Source organism: Roseovarius faecimaris (assembly GCF_009762325.1).
In the GTDB taxonomy this organism is placed as follows: Bacteria; Pseudomonadota; Alphaproteobacteria; order Rhodobacterales; family Rhodobacteraceae; genus Roseovarius; species Roseovarius faecimaris.
On record NZ_CP034348.1, the window covers coordinates 2,121,185 to 2,134,522 of the forward strand.

The window sequence follows — 13,338 nt, forward strand, 5'->3', positions numbered from 1 at the left end:
CTATCTTGATCTGATAGACCTTCGAAAAGGATTAGCCTCATGCGCCATTTGAAATCTGCCCTTCTTGCATCTTGCCTTGGCCTGACCCTCGCCGCCCCTGTCGCGGCCGAGGGCGATCCAAAGCCCGGTATTCTTGACGTGATCACCCCCGACCGTGTCGCTGAATCCGTCGCCAGCCTCTCCATTTCGGCCCTGCGCACGGTGATGGAGGTGGAGTATGAACATCTTTCCACCGACATCATGCGCGGCACGGTTTCGCTCTCGGGCGTCACCCTGCGCCCGCAACTGCCCTATGACCGCGCCCGCCAATGCGAGATCACGATCCAGCGCGCGGGCTTTGACCTGGGCAAGTTCCGCCCGGACCTGTCGGCCTCGAACGCGTCGGTCACCATGATCGGGGCCAAGGCCAACATCGCCTGTGTCCCGCGCGAGCTGGGCCTGGCGATGCGCGCGGCAGGCTATAACGAGGTCGAGCTCGACCGGCTTGCCATGGAAGTGGATTATGTTCACGGCACCGGCGAAATCCGCACCAACGGCTCTGCCGCCATCAACAACATGCTGACGATCGACCTGGCCACCGCGGGCGCGATCCTGCCCCGGCTCAATGAATACGGCACTCCGGGCGATCCGGCCATTCGGGTGCGCAAGGCCGTACTCGGCATTCAGGACACGGGCGGATGGGAACGCCTGTCGTCCCAGATCCCCGAAAACCTGCGCCAGCCGGAGGTGATCCAGGGCCTTGGCACCGAAGAGCTGACCAACATGCTCAGCAACAACGGCACCCGCGCCCTGACCGCGACCGAGCGCAACTTCATCGACGATCTGATGGAACATGTGGCCGAGTTCATTCGCGATCCGGGCGAGATCACCATCGAGGCGCAGCTGCCCGCCTCGGGGATCGTGCTGGAGCCGGATGTCTATGAGACCCCCGAAGAGCTGCTGCAGGCGCTGGCGCCGGATGCCCGCACCGCGCCGCGGGCGCAATCGGACCTGCTGGACCCTGCCCTGCTGGCGCGGATCAACGGTGATCTCAGCGGGCCGGAAAGGCTGGAACTGGCGCAGGCGCTGCTGGCGGGCGCGGGCGTGCCCAAGGCCGAAGGGCTGGTGCCGGACCTGCTCGCCCCGTTGCTGGGCGACGGCACGGACGAAGCCGCGCGAGCCGCGCTGCTCACCGCCCGTGCGCAGCTCACGATCGATCCGGCCTCGGCCTATCGCAATTCGCTCGCCGCCAGTTCCGCCCGCCTGCCCGGTGCCGTGCCGCTCCTGGACGCGCTCGAGGCCAAGCTGACCACCGGCGAGGTCATCGCCGCGCAGGACGCCCACAGCCCCGGCTATGCGGCCCTGCCCGACGGCGCCGACATCCGCGCCGTGCGCGAACTGGCCCTTGCGCATTTCACCGGCCTCGGGGCCCCGCGCAACTACCGTCAGGCCTATTACTTCGCGCTCATCGCCGAAGCCGCGGGCGATATCGGCGCCCAGCCCCTGCGCGAGGATATCGAGGCCCGCTTTGCCAATCGCGGCGAGGCGGTGGATGCGCTCTGGTCCGATCTGCGCATCGCCACGCAGCAGCAGGCGCTAGGCGACTGGATTGCCGAAGATCTCGCCACGCGCTTCCTGCGCAGCGAGTAAGCACACAAAACCCTGTGAAAACCCGCCAGGCCCGCTTGCCTTGCGGGTTTTTTCATGTGTTACAAGGGTCCACAAAAGGGGATGTCATGCCAAACTGGACACTGATCACCGGCGCCTCGGAGGGTTTGGGCGTCGAATTTGCCCGTATCGCCGCCGCCGAGGGGCGCAACCTGATCCTGACCGCGCGTTCTGAGGACAAACTGAACGCGCTGGCTGATGAGCTGCGTTCCAACAGCGTGCAGATCGAGGTGATCCCGGCGGACCTGTCGCACCCCGATCAGGCAAGCACCCTCTGGGACAAGGCCAGCGACGGGCGTCGGATTGACATGCTGGTCAACAATGCCGGGCTCGGACGGCACGGCGATTTCGGCGATGGACAGGACTGGGCGCGCGAGCTCAGCTCGATCAACGTCAACATGGTCAGCCTCACCGCGCTGATGAAACAGGCCATCCCGCATATGCAGGCCGCAGGGGGCGGGCATATCCTGAATGTCGCCTCCACCGCCGCCTTCATGCCAGGGCCAAACATGGCCGTCTATCACGCCACCAAGGCCTATGTGCTGTCGCTCTCCGAGGCAGTCACCACGGAACTGAACGGCACCGGTGTCACCGTCACGGCCCTCTGCCCGGGCGCCACGGCGACGAATTTCTTCGACGATGCCGACATGCACGGTATCGGCCTGCTGAAACTGGCCAGACCGATGGCCGCGCGCCCCGTGGCGCAGGCCGGATGGGACGCTGCCAAGCGCGGCAAGCGGCTTGTGGTGCCGGGCCTCATGAACAAGTTTTTCGCGACCTCGCCGCGCATCGCCCCGCGCCCCCTTGTCACCTTCATCGCCTCGAAAGTGATGGGCAAAAGCTGACTTTTCCACACACCGCAACCTGTTAGCGCCACCACAATTGCAACCCCGCGCGCCCTCCCCTAGAAGCGGGCGGAACGGATGATTTGCACTTGAGCGGGGGCACCATGTCGAAAGAACAACAGGCAGCACAGATGCGCGATGGCAAAGGCTTTGTGGCGGCCCTCGATCAGTCCGGCGGCTCCACGCCCAAGGCGCTCAAGCTCTACGGGATCGAGGAAGACGCCTACAGCTCCGAGGCCGAGATGTTCGACCTCATCCACGCCATGCGGGCCCGCATCGCCACAGCGCCCGCCTTTACCGGCGACAAGGTGATCGGCGCGATCCTGTTCGAGATGACCATGGACCGTGAGATTGGCGGCAAACCCTCGGCGCAGTTCCTCTGGGAAGAGCGCGGCGTCGTCCCCTTCCTGAAGGTCGACAAGGGTCTGGCCGACGACGCCGACGGCGTCCGCCTGATGAAACCCATGCCCGATCTCGATGCCTTGCTTGAACGCGCCGTGGCAGCAGGCATCTTCGGCACCAAGATGCGCTCGGTGATCGACGCCGCCTCCCCCTCGGGCATCGCCGCCGTGGTGGCGCAGCAATTCGAGGTGGGCGCGCAGATTCTCGGCCACGGCCTTGTTCCCATCATCGAGCCGGAGGTGACCATCACCATCGCCGACAAGGCCGACGCCGAAAACCTGCTGCGCGACGAGATCCTGAAACATCTCGACGCCCTGCCCGACGACAAGCAGGTCATGCTCAAACTGACCCTCCCCGAGATGGCCAACCACTACAAACCGTTGGTCGAGCACCCGCGCGTGATGCGCGTCGTCGCCCTTTCCGGCGGCTACTCGCGCGAAGAGGCCAATGCGCGGCTGGCGCAGAACACCGGCATGATCGCCAGCTTCTCCCGCGCGCTGACCGAGGGTCTCTCGGCCCAGCAATCGGACGATGAGTTCAACGCCACCATCTCCGCGACCATCGACGACATCCGCGCCGCCTCTGTCGCTGGCTGATCACCGCTTTCATTGTTCCGAAAATACTCCGGGGGTTTGGGGGCAGCGCCCCCAAGGCCTGCGTGGCCTGAACACATTTCCCTGAGCGTGGCGCAGCCACTCCGCCAGATCACCCCCGGTCCGCATCACCCCCCGCCCGGATCCCCCCCGTCGAGCCGCGCCAGAATGCCCACCTCGTCCAGCCCGGCCACGGCCCCCGCAACGCTGCCCCGCTCGCCCATAAGGCGGGTTTTCACATACCCATCCGCCAGCGCCGCCGGGGCCTGACGGATCAGCACCGACGCCGTCAGCAGCCGGGCGAGGCTCTCGGCATACCAGCGCGCCAGGCCCTCCTCCGGCAATGTCGGGAACCGTGCCATATGCGCCTGTAGCGCCTGATCATAGCCGCGCAGCTGCCCCGTTGCCCGGCCCAGCTCGGCGCTCAGCACCTCCCCGGCCAGCGGCTCCGTGCGCAGCGTGCGCAGAATGTCGAGGCAGATCACATTGCCCGACCCTTCCCAGATCGAGTTGAGCGGCGCCTCGCGGTAGAGCATCGGCAGGGGCGTGTCCTCCACATATCCCATGCCGCCCAGTGCCTCCATCGCCTCATAAACGAGCCCCGGGGCCAGCTTGTTGCCCAGGAACTTGGCCAGTGCCACGGCAAGCCGAGCAAAGGCCCGGGCGTCGTCGCCAGCGGTGTCAAAGGCCTGTGCCACGCGCAGGCCCAGCGCCAGCGTGCCTTCCCAATCGAGCGCCAGGTCGGCCAGCACGGCGCGCATCAGCGGCTGATCGATCAGCTGCGCCTCAAAGGCGCTGCGGTGCCGCGCCCAGTGCAGCGCGTGATCCAGCGCCGCGCGCATCAGCCCCGCCGGTGCCATGGCCGTATCGAGCCGCGTGTGATGCACCATATCGAGGATGGTGCGGATGCCGCGCCCCTCTTCTCCGACCGGAAAAGCCAGCGCCTCCACATACTCGATCTCGGCCGAGGCATTGGCGTGGTTGCCAAGCTTGTCCTTCAGCCGCTGGATCTGGATGCCGTTGCGCTCTCCCTCCAGCCAGCGCGGCACCAGAAAACAGGTCAGCCCGCCCGGCGCCTGCGCCAGCGTCAGAAACCCGTCCGACATCGGCGCGGAGCAGAACCATTTATGCCCGCTCAGCCGATAAGCGTCGCCGTCCCGTGCCGCCCGCGTGGTGGTGCCGCGCAGGTCCGAACCGCCCTGCTTTTCGGTCATCGCCATGCCCATCGTCGCCCCCGGCTTGCGCGCCAGCGGCTTCACGCCTCCGTCATAGACCCGCGCTGTCAGCTTCGGCACCCAGGTCTCGAACAGCGCCGGGCTGGCCTTCAGGGCAGGCACGGCGGCATAGGTCATCGTCATCGGGCAGCACACCCCCGGCTCCACCTGCGTGGTCAGATAGACCATCGCCGCATGGGTGGCGTGCCCGCCCTTGCGCCCCTCCCAGGGCAACGCGGCATAGCCCGCCCCGATACCCGCCTGCATCAGCTGATGATAGGCCGGATGGAAACGCACCTCGTCCAGCCGCCGGCCCCCCGCATCAAAGAGAACCGCCTCGGGGCGCTGCCTTTGGGCCAGCCGACCGGCCTCTCGCATCTCAGATGCGCCCAGTGTCGCGCCGTATCCGGACAGGCGTTCCGCATCCGCACTCACCGCCGCCGCATGCTCTCGCAGCGCCACATCCCCCGCCCAGAGGTCGACATCGTCCCGTGCCTCCGGCTGGTTGGTCACGCTGTGGGTCGGCAGGCGCGTGCGGGGCGGCGTGTGTGACATCAAAGACTCTCCTCTTGCCCATCACCCTACCCTTCAATCCATTGTGAGCAAAAGGGGATTCACAAAGCCGCGCGGCTGTGCCATGGTGCCCGAGGACCGCCCGACAAGAGGCGGCAGACGAGGCAGACAAACGTGAGACAGTCCAGCAAACGACCTGCAGTGGGGCTCCTGATCTATTTCGCCGTGGCTTTTGGCCTTGGCGTGTATTTCACCTTTGCCGCCGTGCAGGGCGATTATGGCCTGTTCCGCCGCGCCGAGATCCAGGCCGAGACGGTCGAACTCAGAGCGCAGCTCGATCGGCTGAACATGCGGGTGGCGGAGATGGAGAACCTCACAAGGCGTCTTTCGGATACCTTTCTCGACATCGACCTGCTCGATCAGCAGGCCCGCGACGTGCTCGGTCTTCTGCGCTCGGACGAGATCGTCATCCGCTAATTTTATCTCTGGTCTCTGGTCCCTGGTCCGTAGGGTGCGTGATCTCACGCACCACGATTACCCGTCCCGCATGCGCGCATTCTCTGGATCATACGGTGCCACATCCAGAACCCGTGCAGCGCGCGCCTGACCCAGTATCCTGAGGCTCAGATCGTCTCGCGCAGGTTCCCGCAGATAGGCCAGCGCCAGCACCTTGCCGGTCCGGTGGCCATAGGCGCCAGAGGTCACCACGCCCACAACCCGCGCACCGCAATAGACGGGATGCGCATAGAACGGATCCACCTCGCCCGGCTCAACCTCCAAAAGCACCATGCTCCACGCGCTGTCACCCTGCCGCGCCAGCATCGCCTCGCGCCCGGCAAAATCGCGGCCTTCCGCGGCCACCAGATAGTCCAGACCGCTGTCCAGCGGCGTGCGCTCTGTGGTCAGGTCGGCGCCCCAGCCGCGATATCCTTTCTCCAGCCGCATCGCATTAGCCGCATAGGCCCCGTAATACCCGATCCCATGCGCCTGCCCGGCCGCCTCCAGCGCGTCAAAGAGTGTGACGGCATCGTCGCGGGCCACATGCAGCTCCCAGCCCGGCTCCCCCACATAGGACACCCGCAGAGCGCGCACCGGCAGACCCGCAACCGTGATCTCCTGCACGCTCAGCCATGCCCCGAGACTGTCCTCGGTCAGCACCTCCAGCACCGCGCGCGCCTTCGGTCCCATGAGCCCGATCACGGCCAGGTCCTCACTGCGGTTAACCACCTCCACCTCGTGCCCCGTAGCATGGGCGCGCAGCAGGTCATCATCCATCTCCTCGGCCGCGGCGGCCGAGGTGAGATAGGCATGGGTTCCGCTCAGCCGCGCAACGGTGAACTCGGACGCCACGCCCCCCGCCGGGGTGAGCACATGGGTCAGCCCGATACGCCCGGCCCGGGGCGCGCGGTTGGCCCCAAGCGTGTCGAGGAACCCCGGCACCCCTGGCCCGGTCACCTCGAACTTGGAAAACACCGACAGGTCCGCCAGCGCCACCCGGCTGGCCACGGTCTCGCATTCCCGGGCCACGGGCGCGAACCAGTTGGTGCGCCGGAAGCTTTCCACCGCCACGGCGCCCGGCGCGTCGGCAAACCAGTTGGGCCGCTCCCAGCCATGCGCCGCCCCCATCACCGCGCCGCGCGCGCGCATGTGCTCATGCAGCGGCGACAGGCGCAGCCCGCGCCCCGCAGGGCGCTCCTCATAGGGGTAATGCACACCGAATTGCAGCCCGAAACACTCCACCGCCTTGGCCACGCGATAGTCGCGATCCGCCCAGGCGCCAAACCGGCGACTGTCCACGGCCAGCGCATCCATCGGCGGCGCGCCATAGGTCATCCAATGCGCCAGGAACCAGCCCGCGCCGCCGCCTTCCATCACGCCCATGCTGGACCCCGTCAGCAGCCAGGCATTTTCCACCCCATGCGCAGGCCCGATCAGCGGGTTGGCGTCGGGGGTAAAGGTGATCGGGCCGTTGACCACCGTTTTCACGCCCCCCTCGCCCAGCGCGGGGATGCGCGCCATCGCGGCCTCGATGATATGCTCCACCCGGTCCAGATCGGGCGGCATCAGCTCGGCACCGAACTCGGGCGGCACCCCGTCGACCGACCAGACCTGCGCCTCTCGCTCATACGGCCCGAGGATCAGCCCATCGCGTTCCTGCCGCACATACCAGCTTTCCTCCGGGTCGCGGATCATCGGCAGTTCCGCTAACCCCCGCGCTTGACGATCGGCCACGGCCTCCACCGTATCGGTCACCAGATACTGATGCAGAACCGGAACCGAGGGCACGTTGACCCCCATCATCTGCCCCACCTCAAAACCCCAGGTGCCTGCTGCGTTCACGATATGCTGTGCGCGGTAGGTGGCCTTGGAGGCCTCGACGATCCACGCGCCCCCTTCGCGCCGGATCGCCTGCACCGGCTCATAACGCCGCACCGTGCCCCCACCGCGCTGCGCCACCTGCGCCATGGCATTGGTCGCGAGGCTCGGGTCCACATGGCCGTCATCGGGCTCGTAAATCCCGCCCAAGAGCCCGTCCAGCCGCGCCAGCGGATGCAGTTCCGCGATCCGCTCGGGCGTGAGCAGCTCCAGCGGATAGCCGGTGAAGTCCGACAGCCCCGCCACATGGGCGAACTCGTCCATCCGGTCGGGGTTGCGCGTGATCCGCATGGCCCCGGACCGGTGAAACCCGCAGCTCTGGCCGGTCTCCTCCGGCAGGATGTCGCGATAGAGCCTGACGGACGTGGCGCGCAGCTCCTGAATGGTGGGATTGTGGGCGAAATGCGTGCAGAGGCCGGCGGCATGCCAGGTGGAGCCGTGAGTCAGATCGTTTTTCTCCACCAGGACAACATCCTGCCAGCCGGCCTTGACCAGATGATAGAGCAGCGAGGTGCCCATCGCCCCACCACCGATGATCAGAACCTGCACATCGCTCATCCGCGCATCCTTTCGCCTTTGGGATCGAAGGGCGGTTTGGCCAGCACCTTCGCAGGATAGAGCGCGCCCGCCACCTCCACCTCGAACCGCCGCTCCGCAGTCTCACTCAGCGCTTCGCCCGGCGCCACATCGATCAGCCCGAAGGCCAGCGTCAGTCCGGTGCGCGGCCCCTGCCCGCCGCTGGTGGTCAGGCCAACAACGCGGCCACCCTCGCGGATCAACTCGTCATGCAGCATCAGCGGGCGGCCCTCGACCTGCATAAGGCACAGCCTGCGCGCCGGGCCCGCATTCTTCTGCTGTTCCAGGGCATCGCGTCCGTTAAACGGCTTGGACCAGTCCACCGCAAAGCCCAGCCCCGCCTCCAGCGGCGTGATCTCAGGGCCCAGATCGTGCCCCCAGTGCTTGAATCCCTTCTCCAACCGGCAGCCATCCAGCGCATAATGCCCCAGCGGCTGTGCGTCTGCCGCGATCAGCGCGTCAAAGACGACACCGGCCCGGTCCGCCGGAAGCGACACTTCCCAGCCCAGCTCTCCGACAAAGCTCATCCGTGTGGCCTGCGCCGATTGCCCGGCAAGGGTCACCGCGCGGCTGGTGGCGAAGGGAAAGGCGTGCCAGTCCTCTTCCGACAGGGCGGTAAGCACGCCGCGCACCCCCCCGCCCATCACGCCAATGACCGCCTCATCTTCGGTCACATCGTGGATCGTAACGTCAAATCCCGTGGCCGCTCGCCGGAGCGTCGCTCCGTCTCGCCACCGTGTCGCGGCGCCCGAGGTCAGGCGGAACTGCGTGGTTCCGATCCGCGTCACGGTCACATCCGCCTCGATCCCGCCGCGCGTGTTCAGAATGGGCGTGTAAACCGCACGGCCGATCTCGCGGTCAATGCGCGCCGTGCAAAGCTGTTCCAGAAAGGCCAGAGCGTCCGGCCCGGCGATATCGAACTTGCTGAAAGGAGACAGGTCCAGAAGGGCGGTGCCATCGGCCATGACCCCGGCCTCGCGCGCGGCAATCGGCCACCAGGGTTGCGCCCCCACCGCATAGGGCAGATCCCGCTCGGAGGCATCCCGCGTATACCACAGACCGCGCTCCCACCCTGCGGTCTGTCCAAAGACAGCCCCCTGTGCGGCCCAATAGTCATGCAGCGCCGACAGACGCAGGCCACGCCCGGCCTTGGGCTGTTTGTAGGGCCAGTGCATCGCCATCAGATCGCTCACCGCTTCGCGCATGCGATCGGCCATATGCGCGTCACTGGCCGCCGCCGGATCGGCCCGTGCGATATCCACCTCCCACATATCCATGGGCGGACGGCGGTCCACCATCCAGTCGGCCAGCGCCCGGCCGATGCCCGCCGAGGACATGACCCCGACCGAGTTGAGCCCCGCCGCGACAAAGAGCCCGTCCATCCCCGGCGCTTCCCCCACGAGGGGCCGGGTGTCATGGGTAAAGCTCTCCGGCCCGTTCATGAAATGCTGAATACCGGTCTCGGCCAGCAAGGGCATCAGATCAAGTGCCGCTTCCATGAACGGGGTGAACTGCTCCCAGTCCTCGGGCAGCTCCAGAAAGGGCCGGTCGCCCTCGGGGCCGAACGCGTCCCAGCATTTGGCGTCGGGCTCAAACCCTCCGATCACCAGCTTGCCCGCATCGCCCTTGATATAGATCCCGGTGTCCATGTCGCGCAGCACCGGCATCGGGTCAGGCAGGCCGGGGATCGGCTCGGTCACCACATACATATGCTCCACCGCCTGCAATGGCAGGGCAAGCCCGGCCGTCGCCGCCAGCCGCTTCGACCACGCCCCGGCACAGAGCGCCACCTGATCGGCGGCGATCTCTTCGCCATCCGCCAGCACCACACCGGCCACGCGGCCCCCATCGGTTAACAGGCGCGCCACCTGCGCGCCCTCCCGGATCGTCACGCCCCGCGCCTTGGCACCGCGCGCATAGGCCATGCACAGATCGACCGGGTTCACATTGGCATCCTCGGGCACCGCCATGCACCCGGCATGCCCGGCCACGTTCAGCCCCGGCACCGCCTGCGCGGCCAGATCGGCACGGCCCACCTCGGGCTTCAGCCCGAAATGCCGCCCCAGCGCCGCGATCCGGCGCAGCTCATCCAGCCGCTCCGCCCTGCGTGCCAGCCAGAAGCCCCCGGTGCGGCGATAACCGGTACTCATGCCGGTCTCCGCCTCCAGCTTGGGGAAAAGCTCCAGCGCGTAGCTGGCCAGCCGGGTCATGTTGGGCGTGGCGCGCAATGGCCCGACAATACCCGCCGCATGCCAGGAGGTGCCGGAGGTGAGCTGATTGCGCTCCAGCAGGATCACCTCTGCCGCCCCTCGCAGACCAAGATGATAGGCCAGCCCAAGGCCAATCGCGCCGCCGCCGATGATAATGGTCCGGCTCATGCGCACCCCCAAGAAAATGCACATTTTCTTGTCCATTTTCTGCACAGAAAATGGGGCCAGGTCCGCAGCTTAGAAGTAATTGGCATCCGGCACCTCTGCTTTGCGCACTGCGATATAGGCCTGGAGCTCCTCGTCGATCGCCGGATCAAGCCCCGGATCCTCGTATCGCTCCAGATGCGCCTTCCACAGGGCATTGGCCCGTGCCGCCGCATCCAGCCCGCCCGCCTCCTGCCATTGCTCGAACGAGCTGTTATCCGGCGTCTCGGGCCGGAACAGCGCGGTGAGGAAATTGGCCTGCGTATGGGCCGAGCCCAGGAAATGCTGTCCTGGCCCGGTGCTGGCAATCGCTTCCATCGCCTGCGCGTTCTCGCTGAGGTCGATACCATCAAAGAACCGCGCCAGCTTGCCACAGATATCCGCATCCAGCATGGTTTTCTCGAACCCGGTGACCAGCCCGCCCTCCAGCCACCCGGTCGCGTGGTTGATCACGTTGGCCCCGGCGAACATCGCCATCATCAGCCCCCAGGTCGCCTCCTGCTGGCTTTGCGCATCGGGCAGCTTGGAGGCCGAAAGTGTGCCGACCGTGTGCAGCGGCACCCCCAGACGCCGCGCCAGCTGCCCGGCCGCCAGCACCATCTGCCCGGCCTCGGGCGTGCCGAATGTGGGCGCCCCGGTCTGCATCGACATCGTCGAGGCAAAAGACCCCATCAGGCAAGGCGCGCCGGGGTTGATCAGCTGCACCAGCGTCATCGCGGCCATCGTCTCGGCCAGCACCTGCGCCAGCGTGCCTGCCACGGTGCAGGGGCTCATCGCACCGGTCAGCACCCAGGGTGTGCAGGCTACCGGCTGTCCGGCGCGGGCATAGGTCTTCAGAGCGCCCGACATATGCGCATCCATCACCAGCGGCGCGTTGGTGTTGGACACGCAATACAGCACCGGGTTCTGCGCCACATAATCCGCGCCGAACACGATCCGCGCCATATCAATCGCGTGCCCGGCCCGCTCGGCCCCGATAAAGGCGCCCATCACCGCCCGGTCGGACCATCGGAAATGGGCATACAGCATATCGAGATGCCGCTTGTTGGCGGGCAGGTCCACCGGCTCACATACCACACCGCCGGAATGATGCAGCCAGGGAATGGTCTGGTGCAGTTTCACCAGCGTGACGAAATCCTCATAGCTCGCATAGCGCCGCCCCCGGTCGAGATCCTGCACGAAGGGCGGCCCCCAGGAAGGGCAGAGCACCGTGGCATCGCCCCCGATCTGCACGCTATTGGCGGGGTTGCGGGCCTGTTGATGATAGCGGCCGGGGGCCGTGGCGCGGATCGTCTCGCGGCAATAGCCGGGGGCGAAACGCACCCTGGTCCCCGTTACCTCACAGCCGGGGGCCGCGCGGAAAATCTCCAGCACCTCGGGCTCGTCCACGAACTCCATGCCGGTCTGCGACAGGATCAGGTCGGCATTGGTCTCGATCGTCTCCAGCCCCTCCTCGCTCAGAACGTTGAGCGTCCCGATCCGGCGGGTGATATAGGGGGCACGCGGGCCCGAGCCCTCGGCCTGGTCGCGCTTGGATCTACGGCGCGGTCGGGATGTCATCGGCGCTGTCCTGTGACGGTTGCCCGGGCAGTCTTGCGCGGAGTCCTCAGCTCGCGCAAGACCTTTCGATGCGGCGGCATCTGCCCCTGCGTCAGATTATCCCTCGTCAGCCGGGATCAGATCATGTATTAGATAGTTTAACGCTAAACTATATCTGTTTCGCACGGGAGCACGCGCAATGGCCGCCAGGAAAACCACCAAGAAACCAAACACTTCAGGCGAGGAACTCAAAAAGTTCTACCGCGAGATGCTGCTGATCCGGCGATTCGAGGAAAAAGCGGGCCAGCTCTATGGCATGGGGCTGATCGGCGGTTTCTGCCACCTTTACATCGGCCAGGAAGCGGTTGTTGTCGGGCTTGAGGCCGCCGCCAAAGAGGGTGACAAGCGCATCACAACCTATCGCGATCACGGCCATATGCTGGCCTGCGGGATGGACCCCAACGGCGTCATGGCCGAACTGACAGGCCGCGAAGGCGGCTATTCCAAGGGCAAGGGCGGCTCGATGCACATGTTCAGCCGCGACAAGGATTTCTATGGCGGGCATGGCATTGTCGGGGCCAACGTGCCCTTGGGCGCGGGTCTGGCCTTTGCCGACAAGTACAAGGGCAACGATAACGTCACCTTCACCTATTTCGGCGATGGCGCCGCCAACCAGGGCCAGGTCTATGAGACCTTCAACATGGCCGCCCTGTGGGACCTGCCGGTGATCTTCGTCATCGAGAACAACCAGTATGCCATGGGCACGAGCCAGCAACGCTCCACCTCGTCCCCTGACATCTACCACCGGGGCGAGGCGTTTGGCATCCCCGGCGAAATGGTCGACGGCATGGATGTGCTGGCCGTCAAGGAGGCCGGTGAAAAGGCCGTGGCCCACTGCCGCGCGGGCAAAGGCCCCTACATTCTGGAAGTGAAAACCTACCGCTATCGTGGGCACTCCATGTCGGACCCGGCGAAATACCGGACCCGTGAAGAGGTGCAGAAAGTGCGCGACGAGAAAGACGCGATCGAGCATGTGCGCGACCTGCTGTTGCAGGGCAAACATGCGTCCGAGGATGACCTCAAGGCCATCGACAAAGAGATCAAGGGCATCGTCAACGCCTCGGCCGAGTTTGCCAAGGAAAGCCCGGAACCGGCTCTCGACGAGCTGTGGACCGACATCTACGTAGAAGCGTAAGCGACAGAGAATTCAGGAGATTTA

At 66.1% G+C, this 13,338-nt stretch carries 9 protein-coding genes; 5 read left to right on the forward strand and 4 right to left on the reverse strand.

Annotated features, from left to right (window positions below):
- Positions 1 to 39: 39 nt before the first annotated feature.
- The 3 genes from EI983_RS10905 to EI983_RS10915 all read left to right on the forward strand — a co-directional run bounded on the left by EI983_RS10905 (position 40) and on the right by EI983_RS10915 (position 3,490).
- Complete coding sequence (locus EI983_RS10905; RefSeq protein ID WP_157707424.1) at positions 40 to 1,629, forward strand: hypothetical protein; 1,590 nt, start codon at positions 40 to 42, stop codon at positions 1,627 to 1,629.
- Between the two features lie 86 nt (positions 1,630 to 1,715).
- A complete protein-coding gene (locus EI983_RS10910) occupies positions 1,716 to 2,492 on the forward strand; it encodes an SDR family NAD(P)-dependent oxidoreductase (RefSeq protein ID WP_157707425.1) in 777 nt (258 codons plus the stop codon).
- Positions 2,493 to 2,596: 104 nt separating this feature from the next.
- Positions 2,597 to 3,490, forward strand: coding sequence for a fructose bisphosphate aldolase (locus EI983_RS10915; protein WP_157707426.1), 894 nt, complete (start codon positions 2,597 to 2,599; stop codon positions 3,488 to 3,490).
- A 125-nt stretch (positions 3,491 to 3,615) separates the two neighbouring features.
- On the opposite strand, the gene EI983_RS10920 is transcribed toward EI983_RS10915, so the two are convergent.
- Entirely contained in the window at positions 3,616 to 5,256 is a 1,641-nt protein-coding gene (locus tag EI983_RS10920; RefSeq protein ID WP_157707427.1) for an acyl-CoA dehydrogenase family protein, read from the reverse strand.
- Between the two features lie 132 nt (positions 5,257 to 5,388).
- On the opposite strand from EI983_RS10920, the gene EI983_RS10925 reads away from it, so the two are divergent.
- Complete coding sequence (locus EI983_RS10925; RefSeq protein ID WP_246162120.1) at positions 5,389 to 5,691, forward strand: FtsB family cell division protein; 303 nt, start codon at positions 5,389 to 5,391, stop codon at positions 5,689 to 5,691.
- A gap of 57 nt (positions 5,692 to 5,748) precedes the next feature.
- On the opposite strand, the gene EI983_RS10930 is transcribed toward EI983_RS10925, so the two are convergent.
- The 3 genes from EI983_RS10930 to EI983_RS10940 form a co-directional block, all read right to left on the reverse strand.
- Positions 5,749 to 8,148 (reverse strand): GcvT family protein, encoded by a 2,400-nt coding sequence (locus EI983_RS10930; protein ID WP_157707429.1) that lies wholly within the window; start codon positions 8,146 to 8,148, stop codon positions 5,749 to 5,751.
- Positions 8,145 to 10,544 carry a GcvT family protein gene (locus EI983_RS10935; RefSeq protein ID WP_157707430.1) on the reverse strand — a complete coding sequence of 800 codons (2,400 nt, stop codon included), beginning with the start codon at positions 10,542 to 10,544 and terminating at the stop codon, positions 8,145 to 8,147. The genes EI983_RS10930 and EI983_RS10935 overlap by 4 nt, the downstream gene beginning before the upstream one ends.
- A gap of 69 nt (positions 10,545 to 10,613) precedes the next feature.
- Positions 10,614 to 12,140 carry a trimethylamine methyltransferase family protein gene (locus EI983_RS10940; protein ID WP_157707431.1) on the reverse strand — a complete coding sequence of 509 codons (1,527 nt, stop codon included), beginning with the start codon at positions 12,138 to 12,140 and terminating at the stop codon, positions 10,614 to 10,616.
- A 178-nt stretch (positions 12,141 to 12,318) separates the two neighbouring features.
- Here EI983_RS10940 and pdhA point away from each other — a divergent pair, with 178 nt between their 5' ends.
- Positions 12,319 to 13,314 carry a pyruvate dehydrogenase (acetyl-transferring) E1 component subunit alpha gene (gene pdhA / locus EI983_RS10945; RefSeq protein ID WP_157707432.1) on the forward strand — a complete coding sequence of 332 codons (996 nt, stop codon included), beginning with the start codon at positions 12,319 to 12,321 and terminating at the stop codon, positions 13,312 to 13,314.
- Positions 13,315 to 13,338 lie beyond the last annotated feature (24 nt).

Coding starts and splice junctions, on each gene's coding strand:
- EI983_RS10905 (WP_157707424.1), top strand. CDS start 40: ATGCGCCATTTGAAATCTGCCCTTCTTGCATCTTGCCTTGGCCTGACC.
- EI983_RS10910 (WP_157707425.1), top strand. CDS start 1,716: ATGCCAAACTGGACACTGATCACCGGCGCCTCGGAGGGTTTGGGCGTC.
- EI983_RS10915 (WP_157707426.1), top strand. CDS start 2,597: ATGTCGAAAGAACAACAGGCAGCACAGATGCGCGATGGCAAAGGCTTT.
- EI983_RS10920 (WP_157707427.1), bottom strand. CDS start 5,256: ATGTCACACACGCCGCCCCGCACGCGCCTGCCGACCCACAGCGTGACC.
- EI983_RS10930 (WP_157707429.1), bottom strand. CDS start 8,148: ATGAGCGATGTGCAGGTTCTGATCATCGGTGGTGGGGCGATGGGCACC.
- EI983_RS10935 (WP_157707430.1), bottom strand. CDS start 10,544: ATGAGCCGGACCATTATCATCGGCGGCGGCGCGATTGGCCTTGGGCTG.
- EI983_RS10940 (WP_157707431.1), bottom strand. CDS start 12,140: ATGACATCCCGACCGCGCCGTAGATCCAAGCGCGACCAGGCCGAGGGC.
- pdhA (WP_157707432.1), top strand. CDS start 12,319: ATGGCCGCCAGGAAAACCACCAAGAAACCAAACACTTCAGGCGAGGAA.